The sequence below is a fragment of the Pleurocapsa sp. PCC 7319 genome, assembly GCF_000332195.1.
GTDB lineage: Bacteria > Cyanobacteriota > Cyanobacteriia > Cyanobacteriales > Xenococcaceae > Waterburya.
In genome coordinates, this window is the sequence record NZ_KB235922.1 from 4,047,067 (window position 1) to 4,071,257 (window position 24,191).

General features: G+C 39.7%; 22 protein-coding genes and 1 pseudogene. 8 read left to right on the forward strand and 15 right to left on the reverse strand.

Features of this window, described 5'->3' with window-relative positions:
* Window positions 1-240 precede the first annotated feature (240 nt).
* The 5 genes from corA to lgt all read right to left on the reverse strand — a co-directional run bounded on the left by corA (window position 241) and on the right by lgt (window position 5,892).
* Window positions 241-1,392, reverse strand: coding sequence for a magnesium/cobalt transporter CorA (corA, locus tag PLEUR7319_RS0122410; protein WP_019507477.1), 1,152 nt, complete (start codon window positions 1,390-1,392; stop codon window positions 241-243).
* Between the two features lie 244 nt (window positions 1,393-1,636).
* Window positions 1,637-2,425: an MOSC domain-containing protein gene (locus PLEUR7319_RS0122415; protein WP_019507478.1), complete on the reverse strand. Its 789-nt coding sequence runs from the start codon at window positions 2,423-2,425 to the stop codon at window positions 1,637-1,639.
* A gap of 760 nt (window positions 2,426-3,185) precedes the next feature.
* Entirely contained in the window at window positions 3,186-4,055 is an 870-nt protein-coding gene (locus tag PLEUR7319_RS0122420) for a 3'(2'),5'-bisphosphate nucleotidase CysQ (RefSeq protein ID WP_019507479.1), read from the reverse strand.
* A gap of 146 nt (window positions 4,056-4,201) precedes the next feature.
* Complete coding sequence (gene cobM, locus PLEUR7319_RS0122425; RefSeq protein WP_019507480.1) at window positions 4,202-5,005, reverse strand: precorrin-4 C(11)-methyltransferase; 804 nt, start codon at window positions 5,003-5,005, stop codon at window positions 4,202-4,204.
* A 26-nt stretch (window positions 5,006-5,031) separates the two neighbouring features.
* Window positions 5,032-5,892, reverse strand: coding sequence for a prolipoprotein diacylglyceryl transferase (lgt, locus tag PLEUR7319_RS0122430; protein WP_019507481.1), 861 nt, complete (start codon window positions 5,890-5,892; stop codon window positions 5,032-5,034).
* A 386-nt stretch (window positions 5,893-6,278) separates the two neighbouring features.
* Between lgt and PLEUR7319_RS0122435 the strand changes: the two genes are divergently transcribed.
* Window positions 6,279-7,925 (forward strand): NAD(P)H-quinone oxidoreductase subunit 4, encoded by a 1,647-nt coding sequence (locus PLEUR7319_RS0122435; RefSeq protein WP_019507482.1) that lies wholly within the window; start codon window positions 6,279-6,281, stop codon window positions 7,923-7,925.
* Window positions 7,926-8,256: 331 nt separating this feature from the next.
* Here PLEUR7319_RS0122435 and psbA read toward each other — a convergent pair whose 3' ends face one another.
* From psbA to petC (PLEUR7319_RS0122460), 5 genes are all read right to left on the reverse strand, one after another.
* Window positions 8,257-9,339 carry a photosystem II q(b) protein gene (gene psbA, locus PLEUR7319_RS0122440; RefSeq protein WP_019507483.1) on the reverse strand — a complete coding sequence of 361 codons (1,083 nt, stop codon included), beginning with the start codon at window positions 9,337-9,339 and terminating at the stop codon, window positions 8,257-8,259.
* A gap of 207 nt (window positions 9,340-9,546) precedes the next feature.
* Window positions 9,547-10,137, reverse strand: coding sequence for a pseudouridine synthase (locus PLEUR7319_RS0122445; protein WP_019507484.1), 591 nt, complete (start codon window positions 10,135-10,137; stop codon window positions 9,547-9,549).
* A gap of 333 nt (window positions 10,138-10,470) precedes the next feature.
* Window positions 10,471-11,676: an RNA-guided endonuclease TnpB family protein gene (locus PLEUR7319_RS0122450; RefSeq protein ID WP_019507485.1), complete on the reverse strand. Its 1,206-nt coding sequence runs from the start codon at window positions 11,674-11,676 to the stop codon at window positions 10,471-10,473.
* 176 nt (window positions 11,677-11,852) lie between these two features.
* The gene (petA, locus tag PLEUR7319_RS0122455) at window positions 11,853-12,839 is read right to left on the reverse strand and encodes a cytochrome f (protein WP_019507486.1); all 987 of its coding nucleotides are present in this window, start codon (window positions 12,837-12,839) and stop codon (window positions 11,853-11,855) included.
* A 68-nt stretch (window positions 12,840-12,907) separates the two neighbouring features.
* Window positions 12,908-13,447 (reverse strand): cytochrome b6-f complex iron-sulfur subunit, encoded by a 540-nt coding sequence (gene petC, locus PLEUR7319_RS0122460; RefSeq protein ID WP_019507487.1) that lies wholly within the window; start codon window positions 13,445-13,447, stop codon window positions 12,908-12,910.
* Between the two features lie 273 nt (window positions 13,448-13,720).
* Here petC (PLEUR7319_RS0122460) and PLEUR7319_RS0122465 point away from each other — a divergent pair, with 273 nt between their 5' ends.
* The 6 genes from PLEUR7319_RS0122465 (at window position 13,721) to PLEUR7319_RS0122490 (ending at window position 19,364) form a co-directional block, all read left to right on the forward strand.
* The gene (locus PLEUR7319_RS0122465) at window positions 13,721-14,038 is read left to right on the forward strand and encodes a DUF3067 family protein (protein ID WP_019507488.1); all 318 of its coding nucleotides are present in this window, start codon (window positions 13,721-13,723) and stop codon (window positions 14,036-14,038) included.
* Between the two features lie 97 nt (window positions 14,039-14,135).
* Window positions 14,136-15,263 carry a 5-(carboxyamino)imidazole ribonucleotide synthase gene (locus PLEUR7319_RS0122470; RefSeq protein ID WP_019507489.1) on the forward strand — a complete coding sequence of 376 codons (1,128 nt, stop codon included), beginning with the start codon at window positions 14,136-14,138 and terminating at the stop codon, window positions 15,261-15,263.
* Window positions 15,264-15,397: 134 nt separating this feature from the next.
* Complete coding sequence (gene pds / locus PLEUR7319_RS0122475; RefSeq protein WP_019507490.1) at window positions 15,398-16,816, forward strand: 15-cis-phytoene desaturase; 1,419 nt, start codon at window positions 15,398-15,400, stop codon at window positions 16,814-16,816.
* A 134-nt stretch (window positions 16,817-16,950) separates the two neighbouring features.
* A complete protein-coding gene (gene crtB, locus PLEUR7319_RS0122480) occupies window positions 16,951-17,880 on the forward strand; it encodes a 15-cis-phytoene synthase CrtB (RefSeq protein ID WP_019507491.1) in 930 nt (309 codons plus the stop codon).
* A gap of 33 nt (window positions 17,881-17,913) precedes the next feature.
* On the forward strand, window positions 17,914-18,858 hold the full coding sequence (locus PLEUR7319_RS0122485) for an SUMF1/EgtB/PvdO family nonheme iron enzyme (protein ID WP_019507492.1): 945 nt from the start codon (window positions 17,914-17,916) through the stop codon (window positions 18,856-18,858).
* 146 nt (window positions 18,859-19,004) lie between these two features.
* The gene (locus PLEUR7319_RS0122490) at window positions 19,005-19,364 is read left to right on the forward strand and encodes a helix-turn-helix transcriptional regulator (protein ID WP_019507493.1); all 360 of its coding nucleotides are present in this window, start codon (window positions 19,005-19,007) and stop codon (window positions 19,362-19,364) included.
* A gap of 31 nt (window positions 19,365-19,395) precedes the next feature.
* Here the strand turns inward: PLEUR7319_RS0122490 and PLEUR7319_RS0122495 are convergent, their stop codons facing one another.
* Entirely contained in the window at window positions 19,396-19,827 is a 432-nt protein-coding gene (locus PLEUR7319_RS0122495; protein WP_144054359.1) for an HPP family protein, read from the reverse strand.
* 134 nt (window positions 19,828-19,961) lie between these two features.
* Window positions 19,962-20,165: pseudogene (locus PLEUR7319_RS0122500) on the reverse strand (nitronate monooxygenase); the annotation flags it as partial.
* A gap of 312 nt (window positions 20,166-20,477) precedes the next feature.
* Between PLEUR7319_RS0122500 and PLEUR7319_RS0122505 the strand changes: the two are divergent.
* Entirely contained in the window at window positions 20,478-21,218 is a 741-nt protein-coding gene (locus PLEUR7319_RS0122505) for an SDR family NAD(P)-dependent oxidoreductase (protein ID WP_019507496.1), read from the forward strand.
* A gap of 26 nt (window positions 21,219-21,244) precedes the next feature.
* Here PLEUR7319_RS0122505 and PLEUR7319_RS0122510 read toward each other — a convergent pair whose 3' ends face one another.
* The 3 genes from PLEUR7319_RS0122510 to PLEUR7319_RS0122525 all read right to left on the reverse strand — a co-directional run bounded on the left by PLEUR7319_RS0122510 (window position 21,245) and on the right by PLEUR7319_RS0122525 (window position 24,180).
* Complete coding sequence (locus tag PLEUR7319_RS0122510) at window positions 21,245-21,583, reverse strand: hypothetical protein (RefSeq protein WP_019507497.1); 339 nt, start codon at window positions 21,581-21,583, stop codon at window positions 21,245-21,247.
* Window positions 21,584-21,878: 295 nt separating this feature from the next.
* Window positions 21,879-22,412, reverse strand: a complete 534-nt coding sequence (gene petC / locus PLEUR7319_RS0122515) for a cytochrome b6-f complex iron-sulfur subunit (protein ID WP_019507498.1) — start codon at window positions 22,410-22,412, stop codon at window positions 21,879-21,881.
* 565 nt (window positions 22,413-22,977) lie between these two features.
* Window positions 22,978-24,180 (reverse strand): RNA-guided endonuclease TnpB family protein, encoded by a 1,203-nt coding sequence (locus PLEUR7319_RS0122525; RefSeq protein ID WP_019507500.1) that lies wholly within the window; start codon window positions 24,178-24,180, stop codon window positions 22,978-22,980.
* Between the last annotated feature and the right edge of the window lie 11 nt (window positions 24,181-24,191).

A 24,191-nucleotide genomic window follows, 5' to 3' on the forward strand; every position in this document is an offset into this window, starting at 1 on the left:
AGTTCAGTTAGTTATTAGTCGTCAATTTTTAGCTTTTACAAAATTGTGATTATCTTAATGTCTCTGTTTGGCAAATAATCACATTTTTAGTATTCCCAATCAAAGCCTGAACTACACCACCAGTTAAGTAGATAGGCATAATAATTTATAAAACCCAGGTAATTAATCTTTTCCCTATCATCCATCCCCTAACCCCTAACCCCGGCAAAAACCGTTTTATATTTAATTTCACCCACCTACTTATTTCGGTATTTTAGAAAAACTTTTAAACCAACCCCGTCGCCAAAAGAAATAAATTAGACCAATAGCAGTTGTTATCATTAATGTCCAACACAGAGGATAGCCCCAATACCAGTCTAATTCTGGCATATTCCAGGGAGAAACTGAAGTATCAAAGTTCATGCCATAGATACCGGCAATAAAGGTCAGAGGTATAAAAATACTCGAAACTACCGTCAGTAATTTCATTACTTCATTCATTTTATTACTGACAGCAGAAAGATAAATGTCTGTTAAACCAGAAGCCAGTTCACGGTAGGTTTCGATAATATCAATAATTTGTACAGCGTGGTCATAACAGTCTCTCAAATAGATTAAAATTTCAGGACTAATTACACTACTACCATCTCTAATCAAAGTATTGAGAGCATTTCTTTGTGGCCAAATTGCCCGCCGTAGAGCCAGTAATTCTCTCTTAATCTGGTAGATCTTAGCTAAACTTTGATTATTGGGACTAAAAATCACTTCGTCTTCTAGATTTTCAATTTTTTCGCCGTAGATTTCCAAAACTGGAAAAAAACCATCAATAATTGCATCCCACAGAGCATAAGCTAAAAAATCAGTTCCCATAGTTCTGATTGTACCTTTTTGATACTTGATTCGTCGTCGCACAGGTCGAAAACAATCTTGATCGGGCTTTTCTTGTACGGTTAAAAGATAATTTTTGCCCACAATCAAACTAACTTGTTCTAAACAAAAACCTTCCCTTGATGGTTTAGGAACAACCATTTGGGTTATGATTACTAGCTGTTGGGGATAGTCTTCTACTTTAGGTCTTTGAGGAACATTAACCACATCCTCTAAAACTAAAGGATGTAAATTAAACACTTTACCAAGTCGTTGCAAAATATTTTCGCTACCCAATCCTTTGACATCGATCCAAGATACGGATTCTGTGTCCAAATGTTCGGCACAGGCTTCAGGGGTTAAACTGTCGAACCGATTAGCGCGATCGCTATTGTAGTCAATTAATATGATTTCCGGTAATTCTGCATCTATCTCGATGTTCAGGGTTCCTGGCGCACTGCCTGGCTGCTCGTAAGCATAATCAAATAAATCTTCTTCTGGTTGCGATAGTCTTACATTTAGGTTTACTTGGTTTTCGTAACTCATGAGAAGATACTCGCTTAGGGATATTCAATAATTATTACGCAAAAAAAATACCAGCGAGGCGATCGCTGGGCAGATAAAATTGTTGTTGTTTAAGTCTGGAAAAATCTTTAGTTGCGCGTTCCCCAACGAGGCAACTACTAATCTCTGACTTACTAAGAATTGTAACAGAAGATACGCTATTTTTGTAAACAAACAATAATTATCTTGCCTATATTTCAAAGTTTACGATATGCGATTCTTAATTTCAGTCAGTAGCCAAAACAACTTTATCTCCTACCCTGATTATTTTGCCAGCTTCAGGGGGAGATAATTTGGTGTTAACTGCTAGTCGAAAAAAATGGTCAAAGCGTGAACGTTCTGCCCATTCCGGAAGAGTTGCTTTTCTTTGATTGATAAAGGTTTTTTGAAATTTGGGATAAGTCTCTCCAGTTCGCGGATCGCGGGTAATAACAACGCAACGTTGACAGGGATTGACTCCCATGAACTCTACATTGCCGAGTTTAAATTTAATCGTCTGTCCTGAAATGGTAAACAGTTGATCTTCCCAGAAAGCAGGAACACCAGCAATTTCGATATTGGCACGAAATCTGAGGCGAATATCTTCTGTATCTAGTTCAGGATACCAGGAGGCGATCTCCTCTAGTGTGGCAGTACTAACTATGGTTGCTCCTGAAGCAACTGTATCATCAGGAAAGCCCATATTTAAATCTTGCTTGATCGCTACCGGAAAGCCAAAGTATGACTCCAACCAGTTACAAATTTTTTCTTGTTCTTCAATTAGATTGAATTTCGCTGGTCTATTGGTATTCTGTACACGTAGGGAAAGAGTATTAGTTTCTAAATTGAATTCCGAACGCAAGGCGTGGATTTTCTGGTTACGTTTACCGTTTACAAAGTTACCAGCCCGATCAAAAATAGCCCAGGCGCGATCGCCCTGTAAAGCTCCAGATTGCAAAATAGTAACGCGATCGCATGATACTCGATCTAAAGATTTTATTGGATAGATAAATATCTTAGAGACATGAGGTTTCATGACACTTCTAGTTTCGAAAACTAACTACCAAATTGAAGGTATCAGTAAAACTTTAGTTCTCAAAAGCTCAGATCGGATAACTTCATACTATCTTCATATAAACTTCATTCAAGTTTTATATAAAGATCGGAATTCCTGCGTGAAAATATAGGCGTGCGCAAAAAGAGCTTAAATGACTTTAAGTAATTATACGGAAGACAGATAGATTTGTGCCAAGTCAGTATAATTAATAGAAAAGGGTGCTACCAGCCAGATAACCCCCTTAATATTGCGACGTATAATCGTAAATTTAGAATCGTGAGCAATCTGTCACGTTAAATTAAAATAGATCTCCCCGCGTGCATCAGTAGCCAACTGATGTACGTTTCTTTGGGAAATTATATTGAGAACACAAATAATTTTAACAGTTTTTTTACTTAATGAGCCAAAATTTAGTGTAATTCAATGTATTGTCAATGCAAACAATAGTCAGAAAACTCCTAGCACAAGTTTGCATTGTTATTACAGCATATACTTTTAGCCATGACTTACAATAATCTAGTCGTAGCTAGCGTACGCAATATTTCTTAATATATTTGCCGGCATCATAGAAATGTTATGTAAAAGCTGAATTAAGCATTAGCTTGATTCAGCCGAGCAATAATCCTCTTGAGCAAAATTTGACCAATGGTCACAGCAACGCAACTTCGTAAGAAGTCCTCATCGTCTTATTTATCCTCGAATGGGGACGGCGGGGTAATCTGTGACTCGTCTAACTATATTACACGTTATCGATTTCGTCGATAATAGTTGCAGCTTTGGTACACAGAGCCTCGTGACACTTGCCATTGGTAGCAACAATACAACCCCATCGTTTAACATCTCCTTGATTATAAAGAACGGGATCGCCATTAACATAAGTGAATTTACCACCAGCCTCAGTGAGAATTAATTCTGGTGCTGCAAAATCCCAATCTTTAGCTGCTGATTTACCTGATAAAGAAATGTAGACATCAGATTCTTGTTCTAAAAGGGTAGAAATTTTGCCTCCAACTCCTCCCATATACTTTTTGCCCGCAAAGGGTAAGCGATCGATCAACTGCTGAAAGCGATCATCTCGGTGGGAACGACTGACAATTAAATATAAGTCTTCAATTTTATTCCGCTCAGATACTTTAATTGGGGTAATGGTTCCATCTTTCGTTTCTACATAGGTACCATTACCTTGAGAAGCAAAATAAACTTTTCCTGCTTCTGGGATAGCCACGATACCGATTACAGGACGACCTTGATAAGCTAAGGCAATGTGCATTCCATACTCCCCAGTTTTATCAATAAAATCTCTGGTACCATCAAGAGGATCGATAATCCAGACCCAATCATGGTCTACAGGTTCAGCCTTCTTAACATCAAAAGTTTCTTCAGACAAATAACCAAAGTCTTCAGTTCCTAGTTCTCCTCGCAGCTTTTCGAGAATATATTTATTGGCTGCTAAATCAGCTTGTGTTACTGGACCATCCTTCTTATCTTTAACATCTAAATCGGAAGTATCCTGATGATAAAAAGAACTGAGAATATCAGCAGCTCCCCAAGCTACAGAACGAGCAATTTTCAGAATTTCTGCTAACTTTTCAGCTTGATTATTATCCAAAGCTATCTCCTAGTAATATGGCGTTGTTTTTTGATAATCTTAACCAACCAATATATATTAACTGGTGCAACAAAATACTAAGGTGAGATATTTAACCGATGCTTGAGTTGACACTCCCACGGCTAAAGCGCGTGGGTTTTCGCCTTCTATAACTCCTGGTATTGAGTATTGGCAGGACGAAATAAATGGGAATGTTCGGGATGATATAAGCGAGAACGAGAAGTTAGAGATTTTTGAAGGGCAGGGCTAATTAAATACAATGTGGTTCTAATTAAATTGTACTTCTGAGTCACGGCAACCATTTCCGCTAAGGGTACAACCCAAATTTGTTCATCTTGCCAACCAACACGGTAACACACTGCCACGGGGGTATCTTTGGGGTAATGTTCTAATAGCTTGGCTTGAGCTTTTTCGACATGACGAGCAGCTAAATAGAGACATAAACTGGCTTTATGGGTAGCTAGAGAAGCTAATTCTTCTGTTTCAGGTACAGAAGAGGCTTTACCACTGATTCTCGTTAAGATAATTGTTTGTACTAGTTCTGGAACAGTTAGTTCAGTACTAAGTTTCGCCGCAGCAGCCTGAAAAGCACTGATTCCAGGAATTAATTCAAATGGAATCTTAGCTTTTTCAAGGGCTTGCATTTGTTCGCTAATCGCACTGTATAAACTAAGATCCCCCGAGTGAAGACGTACAACTGATTTATTTTGCTTCACTCGTTCAATCGTCAGAGGAATAATTTGCTCTAGGGTTTTATTGCCAGTTTGGATTAATTCCGCATCAGTACGAACATCCTCTAAAATTTGCTTCGGAACTAAGGAATCAGCATAGAGAATTACATCTGCTTGGGTGAGAATTTTATAAGCTTTAAGAGTTAATAATTCTGGATCTCCAGGTCCAGCTCCAATAATGTAAACTGCTGGCTTTAGAAAGGTTTGGGTTGATTTCATTGATTAAATAAGTGATGATTTATCGCTTATGATTTATCGCTTATGGTTCTCTGCTGTTTTTGAGGAGATACCACATCAGGTAGAGTTCGTTTATACCAGTAGAGCCATGCAAGAATTACTAGGCCTAAGGCGATCGCACTCAAACTAACGATCTGAGCAATTTTTAAAGGACCAAGCATTAAACTGTCAGTGCGCAACCATTCAATCCAAACTCGACCTAAACTGTAGGCAATTAGATATACGGCGGCAAGAGTCCCCGTTTTCAAGCGATTATATGGTTGAAGACCCCAAAAAAACAAAGATAGGAGCAAAATAAAAACTCCCAGATTCCAAAGAGATTCATATAGAAAAGTAGGGTGGAAATAATCAAAATTCAATAATTCTAAAGGGCGATAGTTGGGTGCAATATAGAGTTTCCAGGGTAAATCTGTCGGTTTACCAAAAGCCTCTGAATTAAAAAAATTCCCCCACCGCCCGATCGCCTGACCCAAAATTAAAGAGGGAGCAACTAAATCTAATAGCTGCCAGAAAGAAATACGCTTCCAACGGGCAAATAAAATTGTGGCGATCGTTCCACCGATAATCGCTCCATGAATTGCAATTCCTCCTTTCCAAATCGCAATGATATCTCCAGGGCGTTGAGAATATTCCTGCCATTCAAACAAAACATAGTAGAGTCTGGCAGAGGGAATTGCTGAAACAACTAACCAAATAGCCAAATCACCTAATAAATCCGGATTTACATCTCGAAACTTGGCTAAATACTGAGACAAAGTTACACCAATTAGAACTGCCGAGGCGATTAATAAACCATACCAACGAACCACAATTGGACCAACTTCCAAAATAATTGGCCCAGGAGATTGAAACTGAAAAGCAAGCAGCATGTCTAAATTAGTTGGCAAGATTTTGTTTGAACTCTAGTTAGTCTATTTTCTAATCGCTGACTATTATCTCAGGTTTAACAACTTTTGAATCAATTTGAATCAAAGCATTCCCAATTCAAATTGAAGCCCAATATCAAACTGCAGGCAGTAATTATAGCTAAATTACTATAGTAATTATTTTGAAAATTGTTTGTCAAGATTATGTCAAAAATAATTTTTTCCGGCTTATGCTCTATGACTTTAATTGTCTCAAAATACTACCACTACGTACTTTGAACTCAGTTAGGCTTTTTTCTCTCAATTTTAAATTTATTTAAAGGCTTTCTTAACAAATATTAATATAGTATACTTCTGCTAAGTACTAAGTTTTACGGCAAAAATTTACTATGGTAGCTCAATTTCCCTGGCTTACCGCGATCATCTCCTTACCTTTTCTAGCTGCGTTAGCAATTCCTCTTATCCCCGACACAAAAGGTAAGACCGTCCGTTGGTATGCCCTAATTGTTGGTATTGCAGATTTAATCTTAATCAGTTTTGCGTTTTGGAATCATTACGATCCCAGTAGTGCTCAGTTTCAGTTAACCGAAAATTATTCCTGGATTCCTCAATTAGGAATTGGTTGGACAATTTCGGTAGACGGCATATCTGCCCCTTTAGTCTTGCTTGCAGGATTTGTCACCACCCTAGCCATGTTCTCCGCATGGCAATTAGACAGAAAACCCCGTCTATTTTACTTTTTGATGTTGGTGCTATATTCAGCCCAAATAGGGGTTTTTGTTGCTCAAGATGTATTGTTGTTCTTCATCATGTGGGAGCTAGAGCTAGTTCCTGTCTACTTACTAGTTTCGATTTGGGGTGGCTCAAAACGTCGTTATGCAGCTACCAAATTTTTACTCTATACGGCAGCTTCATCCGTATTCATCCTGGTAGCGGGATTGGGCATGGTCTTCTACGGTGACAATCATACTTTTGATATTGCTGCGCTGGCATTAAAAGATTTTCCTCTGGCTCTAGAGCTTCCTCTGTATGCAGGACTATTAATTGCTTTTGGTGTTAAACTGGCAATTTTTCCTTTACATACATGGTTGCCCGATGCTCATGGAGAAGCCTCTGCTCCTGTATCTATGATTTTGGCAGGTGTTCTCCTCAAAATGGGTGGTTATGGTTTAATTCGTTTCAATATGGAACTACTAACCGATGCCCATATTTATTTTGCTCCTTTATTAGCAACCTTAGGGGTAATTAATATCATCTATGGTGGCTTTACCTCCTTCGGTCAAACCAATATGAAACGCCGTCTGGCTTATTCTTCCGTTTCTCATATGGGTTTCGTTCTGTTAGGGATTGCTTCCTTTACAGATATTGGTACTAGTGGCGCAATGCTTCAGATGCTATCTCACGGTTTGATTGCTTCAGTACTATTCTTCTTAACCGGGGTTACTTACGATCGCACCCATACCCTATTTATGGATAGAATGGATGGTGTTGCTCAAGTGATGCCCAAAGTTTTCGCTCTCTTCACCGCAGGCGCAATGGCTTCCTTAGCTCTTCCAGGAATGAGTGGTTTTGCTAGTGAAATTTCTGTATTCGTAGGAATAACAACTAACGATGTCTATAATCCTACTTTCTCTACGGTACTTATATTTCTCGCAGCAGTAGGAATTATCATGACTCCTATCTACCTTCTGTCTATGCTGAGACTAGTGTTTTTCAGTTCCAACGAAGCATTAGCTTGTGATATTGATCGAGCCAAATTGAAACTACCTACTAACGATGCCGCAGTTTGTTTTGGTAATAACTGTGCTCTACCTGGTGAAGCTCCTTTTGAGGATGCGAACCCCAGAGAAATTTTTATTGCCGCCTGTTTCTTAACTTTAATCTTAGGTATCGGGATCTATCCTAAACTTGCTACTCAAATATATGACGTTAAGACAGTGGCAATTAATACTGAGGTTGTTCAGTCTCAAGCGGTAATTGCTCAACAGAAGCAGGTAGCTATCGCTCAAATGTTGACTAATGAAGAAATGCAATAGAATTGCTGATACTAAATCAGATTGACAAAAGTTATTTATGCAGGCTGATTAGCAATACTGTTCGGCTAAGAAAAGTTACTGGTATAAGAAAAGCAGGGTAGCAGCCCTAAAGGATATATAATGCCCTTGTGGTACACCTTCGGATAAGGAGGCAGGGGAGCAAGGGAAACAAGTGAAGCATAAATTATGCTTCTCCGAACAGTATCGGGCTGATTGGGAGACTGGAGCAATCATTACTCATCATTTAGCATAATATTGCTCATCAACAAGAAAAAACGCCCTTCACTAGAAGAGCGTTTTGCTGTAATTAGCCAATTAGCCAAAATTATAATTAACCGTTGATAGCGGGTGCGCTTATTGCTACTGGTGCAGCTTCGCCACTAGCTAAATCTAAGGGGAAATTATGGGCGTTACGTTCGTGCATTACTTCAAAACCGAGGTTAGCACGGTTGAGGACATCAGCCCAAGTGTTAACTACACGTCCTTGAGAATCCATAATCGATTGGTTGAAGTTGAATCCGTTGAGGTTGAATGCCATGGTGCTAATACCCATTGCAGTAAACCAGATTCCGATTACGGGCCATGCACCTAAGAAGAAGTGCAAGGAACGAGAGTTGTTGAAAGAAGCATATTGGAAGATGAGACGACCGAAGTAGCCGTGTGCTGCCACGATGTTGTAAGTCTCTTCTTCTTGACCGAATTTGTAACCGTAGTTTTGTGATTCTACTTCAGTAGTTTCACGTACTAAGGAAGAAGTTACCAAAGAACCGTGCATTGCGGAGAACAGAGAACCACCGAAGACACCAGCTACACCTAACATGTGGAAGGGGTGCATTAAGATGTTGTGTTCTGCTTGGAAGACCAACATGAAGTTGAATGTTCCGCTGATTCCTAAAGGCATTCCATCAGAGAAGGAACCTTGTCCTAGAGGATAGATTAAGAATACTGCTGTGGCTGCGGATACAGGTGCACTATATGCAACACAGATCCAGGGACGCATCCCTAAACGGAAGCTAAGTTCCCACTGACGACCCATCCAGCAAAAAATACCGATGAGGAAGTGGAATATGATTAGCTGATAAGGACCACCGTTATAGAGCCACTCATCTAAAGAAGCTGCTTCCCAAATTGGATAAAAATGTAGACCAATAGCATTACTGGAAGGAACAACTGCACCAGAAATAATATTATTTCCGTAGAGCAGTGAACCAGCAACAGGCTCACGAATACCGTCAATATCAACTGCAGGAGCCGCGATAAACGCGATTATGAAACAGATGGTAGCTGAAAGGAGACAAGGGATCATTAAAACACCAAACCAACCGACATAAATACGGTTGTTTGTGTTAGTAACCCAGCGACAAAATTTCTCCCAGGAGTTATATTTATCGTCTGTACGGATAGTTGTTGTCATAGATTATGTATAGCTGAATGTATTTGCATTAAATTGAGACAATTTTTTGTCTCTCTTCATAAGTATATTTACATCTCTTTTAGTTGAGACGTAATTTTTAGTAAAATTATCTATCTTTATTTTAAGAAAAACTTAATATTTTGTTGTATTCAATTACATTGAAAACTTTTATTTCTCAATATTAATTACTGCAAAAATATGATGTATTTATCTGAAATTAATTAACATTTTAATTTCTTGATCAGTTAATTTACGCCATTGACCAGGTTGTAAACCTGTTAAATTTATTTGTTGGGAATTAGAACCTAGAGAAACTCTTACTAGCCTAAGAGTAGGGAAGCCAACTGCCGCAGTCATTCGTCTTACTTGACGGTTGCGTCCTTCGTAAAGAGTAATCGCTAACCAGCAGGTAGGAATAGTTCGGCGATCGCGAATAGGGGGAATACGGGGAGGTAATTGAGGCTCCTCTGGTAAGAGGTATACTTTTGCTTTTCGAGTACGGTAGTTTTTAATTGTAATTCCGTTTCGTAGCTTGGTTAATGCTTTTTCGTCTGGGATACGCTCTACTTGAACAAAATATGTACGGGGATGAGCAAACTTAGGGTTAGCTAATCGATGCTGCAATTGCCCATTATCAGTTAATAGTAATAGCCCCTCGCTGTCTAAATCTAATCTGCCAACGGGGTATACTCTCGGAACAGAAATATAATCTTTTAGGGTAGGACGTTTAATATCGCTACCACCATCAGTAAACTGACACAAGACTCCATAGGGTTTATAAAACAGAATATATTTCATTTTTAGTATGCAGACTGCGATTGAGCGAAGCTCACCGCCAGAGGCGATTACCCGCAGGGTACGCTTCGCGATCGCACTATTTTAGGTCTGGTCACAGATTACCCCGCCGTCTCCATTCGAGATTGTAAACAAAAGTAGACTTTGGGGTCTTATATCATTTCAGGTGTGACAATTTCTTTAAGCAGTTAATAATCAAAAGCTGAAAGCTAATCGCTGTGAACTACCCAGCACCGACACGCTACGCGGTACGGTGTGGGCTTCCAAATTCATCGGCAACAGCAACAAGCGATGCAGAGCGGTCTTTGCGAGGGGAAATGCTGGGGAAACCCCAGCTTATTCCACTCTCGCGGCGGGGTTTGCCCCATGAGCTACTGCATCAAGAACAGTTGACTTACGCCCTCTGCGTTGTCTTACATTGCCTCCATTGGCAGTGTCTCGCGTTCCACAAGACAATATTCTTATACCTTCATCTCTGCAATTTCTAGCTGCATTAACATCTCTATCTATGCCTTGGGCATGACAACTGGGGCAATCCCAAGTACGGATATCAAGAGGCAAACTATCAACTACATTCAGGCAATGATTACAAGTTTTTGAGCTAGGAAAAAATCTATCTATTTGAAGAAAAACTTTACCCTCTTTCTGGCACTTGTATTCAAGAAAATTAAGGAACATTCCCCAACCACAATCATTTATAGCTTTAGCTAGTTTGTGGTTACGGACAAGTCCTTTAATATTTAAGTCTTCGCAAACGATAACTTGGCTTTTGTCTACCAATTTACGAGACAGTTTGTGCCAAAAATCTTGACGCGCATTACCTATCTTTTCGTGCGCTCTGGCTACTAGTCTTCTAGCTTTATTTCTAGAATTTGAGCCTTTTTGTTTGCGAGATAACTTACGTTGTTTTCGTTTTAAGTTAGCTTCGTGCTTTTTGAAATGTCGTGGATTATCGTATTTGCTTCCATCGCTAGTAATACAGTAGCTAGAGATACCAAGATCGATACCTAGCACTTTGCCATTACTACTTGGGTTAACTTCGGGCAAGCCATCGTCAAACAATAAAGAAGCATAGTATTTATTAGTCTTGGTTTTGCTTATAGTTACTGTCTTAAGTTCACCGTCAAACAAACGATGTAAATTAGCCTTAACCTTTCCCATCTTAGGAAAATAAAGACCAGTATCTATTACCTTGACATTTTGTGGATATTGTAGTGATTGCTTCCCATACCTGCTTTTGAAACGAGGATAACCACCTCGTTTCTCAAAGAAATTTTTAAAAGCAATACCAAGATTAATTACTGAAGACTGAAGACATTGAGAATAGGTTTCTTTTAACCATTCCGTATCCTCTTTTTTCTTCAGTTGAGGTATCCATTTTTTCATAGCAATAGCAGATATACCTTTCCCCGTTTCTTTATAGATACGGTTATTTTCAGCAAGACAATAATTCCAAATAAACCTACAACTTCCAAAAGCTTTTGCCAATGAGAGTTTTTGCTCTAGGGTTGGATACAGTCTGACTTTCACTACGTTTCTCATGACTGTATTTTAACACATATTATTTTGTTGTTAAATGTTATCGTGGACTGGCATTCATCCCACACTGTATTGCGCTAGCAATCAGTCTGGGATGAATGCCAATTAAGCTAAAAAATAAAAAAAAGACAGGTGTGAAACCTGCCTGAAAATTGAGAAATTCTTATCAATAGAATTGATTAGAAATTCATTTCTGCTGCTTGAACGGTTTCTACTTGTTTCTTCTTAACTACAAGTAAAATTTGGCAAATCATAATACCGCCAGCAAAAGCCATCAAACCAGCAATACGAGCTGGACTTTGTAGTACAACTTCAGTATCCATTTGACCGAAACCACCAACGTTAGGATTATTAGTTAAAGCTTCACCAGCAGCAATTTCTTGTCCTTCGGTAACGATTGGTTCAGGTCCAGCTGGGATAGCATCGGTTGCTGTTCCATCTGCAGTATTGATCGTTACTTCGTAACCACCACCATCTTGAGGAGTGATAGCTGCAATTGTTCCCGCTGCCGAAGCTTTGATTTGATTATTGTTGCTAGGCTCACCAGTAGGATATACCTGTCCGCGTCCGCGGTTAGCACCTAAGTGAACTGCATACTTACCAAAACGGATATTTTTGTCAGTCTTAGGATTAGGAGAAAGCACAGGAAAAGTAATTTCTTGATGTTGATCGCCAGGTAACGGACCAACGATAACTACGTTATCATCACCTTCTTTATATTCTTGGAAGTAAACACCGCTAGTTTTCTCCTTCATTTCTTCAGGAATACGGTCATCAGGAGCGATTTTGAATCCTTCAGGCAACATCAACACCGCACCAACATTTAAGCCACCTTTAGAGCCGTCTGCTAATACCTGTTGACTGTCTAAATCGTAGGGTATTTTCACTACAGCTTCAAATACAGAGTCTGGCAATACTGCTTGGGGAATTTCTACTTCTGCTTCTTTTGATGCTAGATGACAGTTGGCACAAACAATTCTACCTGTAGCCTCTCTAGGAGTTTCTGGAGCAGTTTGTTGCGCCCAGAAAGGATATGCTGCTGCAGATTGGGATATAACAAGATCGCTAGCGAAGAAAATAGCAACGGTAGCGATCGCCACAACGGCAGATTTAGCAATTATTTCCTTGGCAAATCTTACTATTGCCAATGGTTTTAGTGTTCTCATGTGTTTGGTCAAAAATCTCGAAAAGATTACTTTTATGAATAATATTTGTTAGTTAATTAACGCACTCTTTATGCCCAGTAAGGTTTCTTACCGGTACGAAAATCAGTTTCTGTCCACTGACTAAAGACTAGTTTGTCGTCAGTCTCTTCAGCGTGAACTAGTGCCAAGGACAAAGGTGCTGGTCCTCTAACTACTTTGCCCGTCTCATCATACTGAGAACCATGACAAGGACACATGAATTTATTTTCACTAGCGTTCCAGGGAACTACGCAACCCAAGTGAGTACATACAGCATTGATACCGTAGTTACGCAGAGTTGAATCCCCTTCAATGACGACATAAGTGGGATCACCTTTTAGACCTTGAGCCAAAGTGCGATCGCCTGCCTGGTGAGATGCAATGAATTCGCTGACAACGATATCGTTACCCAAAGCGTCTTTAGCAGTTACCCCACCACCAGCACCACCACTGGAAGGGGGAATAAAATATTTTACTACTGGATATAAAGCCCCTAAGGCTACTCCTGTGATTGAGCCAAAGGTAAGCAAATTCATAAATTGTCTGCGCCCCATATCGGGGACATCAGAGGAGCCAGAAATTTGAGCCATAACTATAGATAAATTGTATTTTTTGTAAACGTAGGATAATGACGAGGAGATTTCTTACTCTTGATTCCCAGAAATATCCAGGGAGTTCTCCGTCTTTAAAAGTTAACAGTTGCGTGTCAGTTTTTGAAGTTTACTTAAGAGTTGTTGCCAGATAGATCTGATCGTACTCATTTAAGCTGTACTTAAAACGCAATATGAACCAATGTATTAGATTATTACAGAGATCGAGTATCCATTCCACATAGAGTAGTTACTTTTTGAGTAAAAATAATGATGACAGGCGAACAATTACACCAAATTTTATTGGAGAAGTGGGGCTGTTCTTACGATGTACAACTGAGAAAAGTCAAAGGCAAGATTTATGTTCAGGTGATGTGGAAATATCTGGAACAAGCTTCTTTTCCTCTATCTCCCCAACAATATGCGGAAAACTTAAACGCGATCGCCAACTATGTAAATGGTTGGGGTGGAGTAGGACAACTACAATCTTTTATTGCCAAAACCCGTGAACGTCCCCGACTGGGAAAAGCCGTGAGTATTCAATTAGATTTAGGGGAACGAAGTTCCGAATGGATTCTCGATGATGCTTGAGTTTTGTTAATAAAAGTTACGAAAAACAACAAAAATTTTGCTCGGTTTGCCCATGCCTAAACAGTAAACTTATTAATGGTTACTGACGAGAAGCAATATGAAAGGGAAACGAGTTGGGGTGATCGGTGGCGGACAATTGGCTTGGATGATGGGGAGCGCAGCACCTAGTTTGAACATAAAGTTGTTGGTGCAGACTCCCAGCCAAGATGATCCAGCCGTTAGCCGAGCAAGTGGATTAGTTCAGGCCGCCATTGATGATGCTGAGGCTACGGCAAAATTAGCAACTTTTTGCGATGTCATTACCTTTGAAAACGAATTCATCGACCTCGAAGCCTTACAAAAACTAGTTCAACAAGGAGTATGTTTTCGACCAAGTTTAGATACCCTAGCTCCTCTTTTAGATAAATACCATCAGAGAAGTTACCTCAAAGATATTGGTGTTCCCGTTCCCAAATTTAATTTGGGTTCATCTTCCGAGGATATTACCTCAAATTTTGGATTTCCTGTAGTTTTAAAAGCTCGTCGTCATGGCTACGATGGACAAGGAACTTTTATTATTAAAGATGCTCAGGCTTTAAATATCTTGGCTCAGCACGTTCCCATTCCTGAGTTATTAGTCGAAGAATTTATTCCTTTTGAAAGGGAATTAGGCATTATTGCGGCCCGAAATGCATCAGGAGAAATTGCCCTTTATCCTGTTACCGAAACCTATCAGCAAAATCAAGTCTGTCACTGGACAATTACCCCAGCAGATATTGATGACCAGATAGCTACTAAAGTTAAAGCGATCGCCCGCACTATTTTAGAACAGCTCCAGGTGGTTGGAGTATTAGGGATTGAATTTTTTCTCACTGCCGATCGCCGAGTTTTGGTTAACGAAATTGCTCCCCGTACCCACAACTCAGGACATTACACCCTCGATGGTTGTCATACTTCTCAGTTTGCTATGCAGCTAAGAGCTGTTACCGATTTGCCTTTAGGAGATACTAATTTAAAATCTGGGGGAGCATTGATGGTTAACTTATTGGGCTTTGAAGAATCGGCATCTGATTATCTAGAAAAACGCGATCGCATTTTAGAAATTCCCCATAGCTTTGTTCACTGGTACGGTAAATCATCTCGCCCGGGCAGAAAATTAGGTCATGCTACCGTCCTTCTCGACGCAGAACAAATGGCTCAAGCTCCATCAATTATCAAAAAAATTGAGTCAATTTGGTACAAATAATCAGTAATCAGTCGATAATTGTTGATCGATTTGAGCAAATGTAACGAATTGCAAAGTATAATAATCAAATTAAGTCACAAAAATTTAATTAGTGACCCAAAGTACAAACCATTATTTGAGATTAGTATTTTTAAATGCGAGTTGCGATCGCCGGAGCAGGATTAGCAGGATTAGCCTGTGCTAAATATTTAGTTGATGCAGGACATCAGCCGATTGTTCTAGAACGAAGAGATGTTCTTGGTGGCTTGGTGGCTGCTTGGAAAGATGAGGATGGAGACTGGTACGAAACAGGTCTACACGTCTTTTTTGGGGCATATCCCAATATGATTCAATTATTTAAAGAGTTAGGAATTGAAGACAGACTACAGTGGAAGCAACACGCTTTAATTTTCAATCAACCAGAGAAGCCAGGGACATACTCTCGTTTCAATGTTCCCGATATTCCCGCTCCCTTTAACGTTATTATTTCCATTTTACGCAACAATGACATGTTGACTTGGACACAGAAATTCAAGTTTGCTCTGGGGTTGTTACCTGCCATTATCCGGGGACAACAGTATGTCGAAAATATGGATAAGTATGATTTATTAGCTTGGTTAGAACAGCAGGGAATTGACGACCGAGTCAATAGTGATATCTTTATTGCGGCTTCAAAAGCGCTGACTTTTATCAATCCTGAAGATGTTTCTGCAACTATTCCCCTAACAGCCATCAATCGCTTCCTTAAAGAGCGTTATGGTTCCAAGGTGGCTTTTCTGGATGGTTCACCTACCGAAAGACTTTGTCAGCCGATGGTTGATTACATCACCCAAAGGGGTGGCGAAGTACGCCTCAATGCACCTCTAAAAGAAATTATGACCGCAGAAGATGGTACAGTAACTGGATTTTTACTCAGAGGTCTAAACGGTGCGGCAGATGAAGTCTTAGCTGCTGATGCCTATGTTTCAGCTATGTCTGTTGATGCTTTAAAACTAATGCTGCCCACATCTTGGAAAGAGCAAACTTTCTTTAAACAGATGGCTAAATTAGAGGGAGTAGAAGTAATCAACCTCCATCTCTGGTTTGATCGCAAAATTACCGAAATTGATCATTTACTATTTTCGCGATCGCCTTTACTCAGTGTCTATGCTGACATGAGCAATACTTGTCGAGAATATGCTAATCCCGATCAGTCAATGTTGGAACTAGTTCTAGCCCCTGCTAAAGACTGGATCAACAAGTCTGACGAAGAGATAATTGCCGCTACGATGGCGGAGCTAAAAAAATTATTTCCTCATCATTTTGATAGTGATGATCAAGCCAAGTTGCTTAAATCGAAAGTAGTTAAAACACCCCGTTCTGTCTATCGTGCTGTAGCGGGAACCCAATCCTGTAAACCTACTCAAAAAACCCCTATTAATAATTTTTATCTGGCGGGAAGCTATACCAAGCAAGAGTACTTGGGGAGTATGGAAGGTGCGGTGCTTTCTGGTAAACTAGCAGCCAAAGCGATCAACCAAGACTATCCAGCCACCAAACAAGTTGACAAAGAAACCGCTGCCGTCGCAATTTGATAATATTTGTTACTTGTTATTTGCCTCTAGTAGCTAATAGGATGAGACAATGCTAATTGGCTAGGGCAACAAACATAGATAAAAATCACCCTAACTCCTGCCAAACAAAAGACAGTATCTCTGCTTGCTTCTGAATGTTGCAATTACCAAAATCAAAAACGAAAAAAAAATTAGTCTCGGTAGACGAGGCATACGAACTCTGTCGTCAAATTACGGCAGAATACGCTAAAACTTTTTATCTGGGCACTTTGTTAATGCCCAAAGAGAAAAGTAAGGCTATTTGGGCAATCTATGCTTGGTGTCGCCTCACAGACGAACTGGTAGACGGTGCCAAAGCTATATATACGACTGAAGAAACCTTGGTGAAATGGGAACAACAGCTAGAATCTGTATTTGCTGGATACCCAATAGATGATACGGATGTTGCTCTGGTAGACACTATACAACGCTATCCCATGGGAATTAAACCCTTTAGGGACATGATTGCTGGACAGCAAATGGATCTGGAGCGTAATCGCTATCAAACTTTTGAAGAATTAAAACTCTATTGTTACCGCGTTGCTGGTACAGTAGGCTTAATGTCCAATGCGGTCTTAGGCATTGGAACAGACTCTAATGGTGTACCTTGGCAAAAAGATAAGCCAATTTATGTACCGACAGAAGAAGCGATCGCCTTAGGAATAGCGATGCAGCTCACCAATATTTTGCGGGATGTGGGGGAAGATCTGCAGCGAGATCGCATTTATTTGCCTCTCGATGATTTACATGCCTTCGATTACACAGAAGCAGATTTATTGGCTAGGGTAATTGATGATCGTTGGAAAGCGGTTATGAAATTTCAAATCAAACGAGCCAGAGAATACTATAAGCAAGCAGAAGCAGGTATCCGCTATCTAATTCCTGACTCCCGATTACCTGTCTGGGCTTCATTGATGCTCTATCAGGGTATCTTAAATGAGATTGAAGCCAATAATTATGACGTATTTAATAAGAGAGCTTATGTAGCTAAACATAAGAAAACTCTGTCTCTGCCAATTGCTTGGCTAAGAGCGCAAGTGTTGTAAACTTTGAATGCTTGTCTGATTCTATATGAAAGCATGGTGTTCACTAAAGGCTTAAATAAACAAATTAGGGTAATTGTCACTTTAATTGCTTCGTTGATCGCCTTGGGCGGTTGTGAAATCTCCCAGTCCGCTGGTTCTTCTGAGTCAATTACCCGTCAAGAATGCGAACAAGACCAAGCTTTTGTGTATGTTCCTGCTGGTGAATTTATTCTTGGTAGCGATCGCCAGGAACAAGATTTTGCTTATAGTATTTCGGCACAGGCAATTGCTGATACGGAGTCAGAAATTACTCAGGCTGAACAAAAGTTACGGGCAACAGGTTGGTTTGATCGAGAGGCCTCCCGTAAAACTTTTTCTCTTCCAGCCGTTTGTATCGGTCGTAATTTAGTCACTAATCAAGAATATCAGCAATTTATCCAAGCCACTGACCATCAATCCCCAGGTATTAGCGCAGCAGAATATCAAAAACAGGGGTTTTTAGTTCATCCCTACTCAAAAGTTCAAGATTTTTTATGGCAGGACGGACAATATCCGACCGGAAAAGAGCAACATCCTGTGGTACTGATATCTTATGAAGATGCCCTGGCTTATGCTCTTTGGTATGGAGCACAAACAGGTGCAACCTATCGCTTACCTACTGCTAAAGAATGGGAAAAAGCTGCCAGAGGCGAAGATGGAAGATATTTCCCCTGGGGTAATAATTGGCTAGATGAAGCAACAAATACCGGAGTAAGTGGTTTGGACTATACTAATGCGATCGCGACATTCCCCCTCAGTAAAAGTGTTTATGGCGTGGAAGATATGGCAGGTAATGTTTTTGAATACACTTCAACTCTGCAATGGCAAGGTACTCGCTCAGTTATGAAAGGATGTTCTTGGGACGATTTACCAGGTTTTTGCCGCGCTGCTTATCAACACACCCGCCCCGTTAATTCTCGCCATATTCTGTTTGGCTTTCGTTTAGTTCGGGAAGAATAATTAATTATTAATTTTGCCATTGGCAATGTTGAGTAAATATTTCAGAATGACTACGCTTTTTTGCTATTTAACTGTATGGCTATATAATATTATCATTCATAAAATTTTTTCGTTTTACCAATACCAAATTAATCTCCATAATATTTATGTCGCAGATACAAAGCACTACCGAGTTTCTCACTCCAGTAGCTGAATATTTTAAGGTTCTTTCAGAAATTAGTCGGCTTCAAATTGTAAGTTGCTTAAAATCAGGAGCAATGAATGTTAGCGAAATTGGTGCTGAAACTGGGTTAGGACAAGCTAATCTTTCAAAACACCTTAAAGTGTTGACTCAAGCAGGTATTTTATCTCGTAAGCCTCAAGGAGTAAGTGTTTACTATGAGATTAGCGACCCTTTAATTTTTGAGTTATGTGAGTTAGTCTGCGATCGCCTTTATGAACGAATGCAGGAGCAAGCAAAACAGTTTAAAAAATTCAATAGTTTCAGTTCTACTGCTAAACGTTAATTGGATAGTATTGGCAATGAATCTCAGGCTATCAACTAGCGCTAAATTCTGTATCTAATAGCTCTGCCAAAGCGCGGCACAGATCAATAACAGTGACAATACCCGCTAGTCTACCAGAACTAGTTACGATCGCTGCCCCAATTTTCTCTTTAGTAATTCTAGAAATTACTGTTGTTAAAGGAGTATTAATATCAACTACATAAGGGTTGTAAGTCATGACATGATGAACGGGAATTTCATCGGCTGCGGGGATCACTATTGCAGGACTTTTCATCCAGCGTAAGTCTCTTTCGGAAATAATACCGATAACTCGATCACCTTGTTTAATTGGTATATGACGAATATTATGATCGTGCATCAATTCTAAGATACGTGCAACAGAATCATTAAGTTCGGCAAAATAGGGGAAAGGCTGCATTAAAGTCGCAACAGTAGGCATTCTTTTATGGTCTAAAAGCGTCATTGGTTAAGACATCTGGCTGAACTTATACGACACAAGTTTAGACAATCCTGAAGTTAATAGACCAAGATAAATATGGAAATAATCTTAAAAAATCAAATTAGTTTAGCGATCATGCTCTTTCTCCTTACATAATCTTAGTTAACTAATTCCTGCATCAATTCCGCTACAGGCATAATTTTTGCTGCACGTCCAGCATTACTCCCCGCAAAAATAAGACCGTTCTCCACATCTCCGCGAGTAGCTTTATCTAAGGCTTGGATAAGGCAATAGGTTTCTTTAAAGTCACGACATTTACAAGATTGCAAACAGTTAGCAATACAACGTCTTTCTAAATTTGGGTCACAGGCGATCGCTTCTTCTGATTCCCATTCCCCCTTGAATGATGGGATATGGAGCAATATGTTTACCAATACGAAGCGGTGGAAGTATTGTCATGGTTAATATTTATCTTGCTTTGGAAACAAAACTCGTCATTTATACAAAGTGAGTCGAAGCAAGCAAAAAAATCATCATAGATTTTTTTACTCATCTTTAACATGCCAACTAATTATATAACTAATTGGTTTTATAATTAGTTGGCAAAATTTATATTTTTTTCTAAATAAGAAAGTTTACTTATAATAGCTAGTTGACTGCCTGTCCCAATTTGTTTGTTATCAAGATACAAGTACATAGAAATTAGCCTGAAAAACAAAACAGCTCTCGTCACCGGCGGAACCAAGGGAATTGGACGGGCGATCGTGCAAGCTTTCTTAGAGAGTGGTGCGTCCGTCGTGGTCTTCGATCTGCTCCCGTCTGAGGACGATGTCGTGTTCTATCAGGTTGATGTCCGAAACGATGAGCAAATTCTTGAGGCAACTCACATACTCAAAAAGATAGATATTGTTGTCAACAATGCAGGAGTATATGCTCAAGCAAGTGTGGAAGAAACCGAAGTTGTTGATCTTGATAAGATTATAGATACGAATTTCAAAGGTACCTATTTAATTACCAAACGCCTTCTTCCACTGGTTCGCGAGTCGAAAGGCTGCTTCATTAACATAGCTTCCGGACTAGCATTCGTCCCGGAACCAGAATCACCAGCTTACTGCGCTTCGAAAGCGGCAATCGTAATGCTCACTAAGTGTCTCGCTCAAAGGTATGCTCAGGAAGGGATTCGTGTTAACGCAATTTTACCCGGACCAATCGATACAGATCTCTTGCGAGATTGCCTAACATCTGAAGCTGATTTGGAGTTGTATGCTCAAGCGAATCCTATGAAGAAAATCGGCACTCCTGAAGATGTCGCCAACGTTGCGGTTTTTCTTGCTTCCGATCGCGCGTCGTATGTTACCGGAGGGCTTTATTCGGTCGACGGTGGAGAATCTACTTCCAGTATTTTCTCTAAATAATACAGATCGTGAGACTTGGATCTTGGTTACATCTGATTTAACTCTGCAATCAAATTGTAGAGCTTCACTTCAACTACTGATAATTCTGAGGATTTATGATTTTTCATGCCCATAGCAGTTAAGAGTAAACCCAATTCAAAAGCATCTTTAGAGTCAAGAATCAATTCTAATTCTTCTGCTCCAGCTAAAATACAGGGTTCATCTTGACGTTCCTTGACTGCAAAATTGAGATGAATCGATGTTGAATCTTTGCCTTCTCCTTGTAGTTGAGATATTTTATCACCTACTACGGTAAGAGAAGAGAGATGACTTGAGACGGTTATATCATCAGTTTCGAGATTGCAAGTTAAATATTGACCAGTCATAATGCTAACTCCTAAGCAAAATATGAGCCTTCAATTTAGAGATTAAAAAAACAAATTGAGAAACTTGTGACGCTCTCAAAGCTTAAGTCTGGACTGGCTTTATGGAATGTACCAAAAACTTTATTGGTTAACTTCACATACCATGCAGCAGCCCGAACCAGGATGATGTAACCTATCCCAATAATCAAGATGATTTCGACTCCTTCCTAAGTTCCAAATACGGTAATAGCGATCGCCAGAGCAAGAGAAATTAGTAGAAAGAAGGGATAAATCGGGATAAACTGCAATAAAAATACTAAACCCACCAAGGTTTTTGTCCTGTACGGGGGTCAGTTTCTATCCAGGGAGAGATGCGAATATAGTTCCCTGTAACGTTAACGTGAGCTAGTCGTAAAGGAAGAGGTGCTGGACCTCGTACTACTCTCCCCTCGTTGTCATAGCGAGAACCATGGCAGGGACATTGGAATTGGTTGTCATTAGGATTCCAAGGAAAAGTACAGCCTAAATGGGTGCAGTTATCGACGATTCCCCAAGGATGTAGCGTACCGTCTTGTTGAACGGTGAGATAAGTGGGTTCTCCTGCTAATCCCGCAACTAAAGCACGAGTTCCTGGTTGTTCTGCTAAAATTTGGCTGACAGGAATGATATTCCCATTAATGTCCTTAGCAATAATCGAACCATCTTCGCCAACTTCTTGGGGTGGAACAAAAAACTTGGCAGTAGGATATAAGGCTGCACCAGCACTAGCCGCAACGACTGCACCAGTGAGAAAATTGAGTAATTGCCTTCGTGACATTGAAGGACTGTCTAAAGGGAAACTTTCTTCCATCGTCAAAATGCCTCTTAAAAACCTCTGTTGATAATTGTTTTGCTAAAACGTAATTCTCGGTTACATTTCTTAGCAATCATGTATTTATATTACATAACTATTTAGCAATATAACGATGTGCTTAATATTTTCTTTATATTAAAGAGATTATTTCTAACCTTACCTGCGATCGCTCGGTGAAGTTGGTCTTCTCTTTGGCAGCAGAAAACCCTTTAGAAATAGAAATATTGCTTTCTGCTCCAGTAATTGTGGAATGCCAAAGTTTGTATAACTGCTGAAACTTTGCTGGAAGAGAACGCCTCTACATCAGTTTTAAAGAAGTCTGGTTTTGAGTTTTTGAGAGAAATAGAGCATCAAGAAGTTGGTCTGGTATGGGAATGGGGTTATAAAAAAGTATAGTTGTATTTCTGCCAAATAACTTAGATACGCTCTTATTACAAGTTCAGAATCATTAATGAATACTACAAAATCTAATAATAATCAATATCACTTCTGTTTTTGTCGTAATTTTAAACTTGAAGGATATCGCTGGGGTTACTGTAAATTACTTAATGTCTATGTAAGCTCACCCCGCACTGAAGTGACGGGGCTTTCGCACTCCGCCGTCAGTGGAATGTTTCAGTAGCCCTGAATCCCATGTACAAGACAAAGAATCCGAACCTCGAAGGAGGCTTACAACCCCTCCAATAATTGCTAGAACTCGACTAGCATTTTGATCGGCATCTCCCGACCATTTACACGCACTATTAGCGCATTTGAATTTCTTTCCACTTCTTAAACCAAGGTGTAGGCATTTATGACAACTTTTACTACTGTAGGCTGGTGGAACAATATAAGTTTCAACTCCTTGAGTAATTCCTTTGTACTCGATAAATTGTCGAAGTTGAAAAAATGCCCACGAGTTAGAGCGTCGTCTTTCAGTCTTAGTTCTTGGTTGTTGATTAGTATCTTCTCTAATGCCAGTAAGATCTTCAAGTGCAATGATGCTGTTAGCTTGAAGTGCATCAGCTACTACTGTCTTGCTGATGACATGGTTGATATGACGCTGAAACCTTCGCTCTTTCCCCGACAGCAGTTTCAACAGTTGCCGACATCTACGTCTGCTACTGCGCGTGCCTTTCGAGGCTTTCTTTTGGCTCGAAGCTCTGAGTCGAGAGTATTTATCTCTCACGTCTTTTATATCTTTGCCAGACCATTTTTTGTCTTGAGAAGTATAAGCCAAATCTGTCCTTCCCAAGTCAATGCCAATTACATTATTAGCTTTGATTGGTTTAGGAGCATCGTCTTTAAGTTGAATATGAATATAGTACTTACCATCGTTATACTTGCAAAGCTGTGCAGAAGTTGGCTTTCTACCTTTGAGTTTTCCAATTTGATAGTTACTAGTAACAATTGGAATATGCTCTCTACCACCAACAAGAGTCAAACTAACAGTCCAGTCTTTTTCTCGAAAAGCAAAAATTCGAGCATCGTAATCAGCCGATGTTGGTTTGAATTCTTTGACAGGCTTTTTCTTTTGTTTAGCAGTCTTTCTGTTAGCACCGACCCTCGCGCAAGCCCTAACTGCCAAGTTAGCCGACAAATCAAATTCTTTTCTTATGGTTTGATAAACCAAAGATTGAATAGTAGTTTTGCTAGTTATAGTTGGCTTTACAGTTTGATTGGCATAGTTACAAGCATTAGCAAACGCCTTTAATGTAGATTCAATTTTTTGAATCACTTCATTAGAAGGGTTGAGTTTGCAAACGATTGTCAATACTTGTTTCATACGATTAATTA

What these genes read in the sequence shown, in the direction of transcription:
- corA (WP_019507477.1), bottom strand. Translation starts at nt 1,392, where the DNA reads ATGAGTTACGAAAACCAAGTAAACCTAAATGTAAGACTATCGCAACCA.
- PLEUR7319_RS0122415 (WP_019507478.1), bottom strand. Translation starts at nt 2,425, where the DNA reads ATGAAACCTCATGTCTCTAAGATATTTATCTATCCAATAAAATCTTTA.
- cobM (WP_019507480.1), bottom strand. Translation starts at nt 5,005, where the DNA reads ATGAAATCAACCCAAACCTTTCTAAAGCCAGCAGTTTACATTATTGGA.
- lgt (WP_019507481.1), bottom strand. Translation starts at nt 5,892, where the DNA reads ATGCTGCTTGCTTTTCAGTTTCAATCTCCTGGGCCAATTATTTTGGAA.
- PLEUR7319_RS0122435 (WP_019507482.1), top strand. Translation starts at nt 6,279, where the DNA reads ATGGTAGCTCAATTTCCCTGGCTTACCGCGATCATCTCCTTACCTTTT.
- psbA (WP_019507483.1), bottom strand. Translation starts at nt 9,339, where the DNA reads ATGACAACAACTATCCGTACAGACGATAAATATAACTCCTGGGAGAAA.
- PLEUR7319_RS0122445 (WP_019507484.1), bottom strand. Translation starts at nt 10,137, where the DNA reads ATGAAATATATTCTGTTTTATAAACCCTATGGAGTCTTGTGTCAGTTT.
- PLEUR7319_RS0122450 (WP_019507485.1), bottom strand. Translation starts at nt 11,676, where the DNA reads ATGAGAAACGTAGTGAAAGTCAGACTGTATCCAACCCTAGAGCAAAAA.
- petA (WP_019507486.1), bottom strand. Translation starts at nt 12,839, where the DNA reads ATGAGAACACTAAAACCATTGGCAATAGTAAGATTTGCCAAGGAAATA.
- petC (WP_019507487.1), bottom strand. Translation starts at nt 13,447, where the DNA reads ATGGCTCAAATTTCTGGCTCCTCTGATGTCCCCGATATGGGGCGCAGA.
- PLEUR7319_RS0122465 (WP_019507488.1), top strand. Translation starts at nt 13,721, where the DNA reads ATGACAGGCGAACAATTACACCAAATTTTATTGGAGAAGTGGGGCTGT.
- PLEUR7319_RS0122470 (WP_019507489.1), top strand. Translation starts at nt 14,136, where the DNA reads ATGAAAGGGAAACGAGTTGGGGTGATCGGTGGCGGACAATTGGCTTGG.
- pds (WP_019507490.1), top strand. Translation starts at nt 15,398, where the DNA reads ATGCGAGTTGCGATCGCCGGAGCAGGATTAGCAGGATTAGCCTGTGCT.
- crtB (WP_019507491.1), top strand. Translation starts at nt 16,951, where the DNA reads ATGTTGCAATTACCAAAATCAAAAACGAAAAAAAAATTAGTCTCGGTA.
- PLEUR7319_RS0122485 (WP_019507492.1), top strand. Translation starts at nt 17,914, where the DNA reads ATGGTGTTCACTAAAGGCTTAAATAAACAAATTAGGGTAATTGTCACT.
- PLEUR7319_RS0122490 (WP_019507493.1), top strand. Translation starts at nt 19,005, where the DNA reads ATGTCGCAGATACAAAGCACTACCGAGTTTCTCACTCCAGTAGCTGAA.
- PLEUR7319_RS0122495 (WP_144054359.1), bottom strand. Translation starts at nt 19,827, where the DNA reads ATGACGCTTTTAGACCATAAAAGAATGCCTACTGTTGCGACTTTAATG.
- PLEUR7319_RS0122510 (WP_019507497.1), bottom strand. Translation starts at nt 21,583, where the DNA reads ATGACTGGTCAATATTTAACTTGCAATCTCGAAACTGATGATATAACC.
- petC (WP_019507498.1), bottom strand. Translation starts at nt 22,412, where the DNA reads ATGGAAGAAAGTTTCCCTTTAGACAGTCCTTCAATGTCACGAAGGCAA.
- PLEUR7319_RS0122525 (WP_019507500.1), bottom strand. Translation starts at nt 24,180, where the DNA reads ATGAAACAAGTATTGACAATCGTTTGCAAACTCAACCCTTCTAATGAA.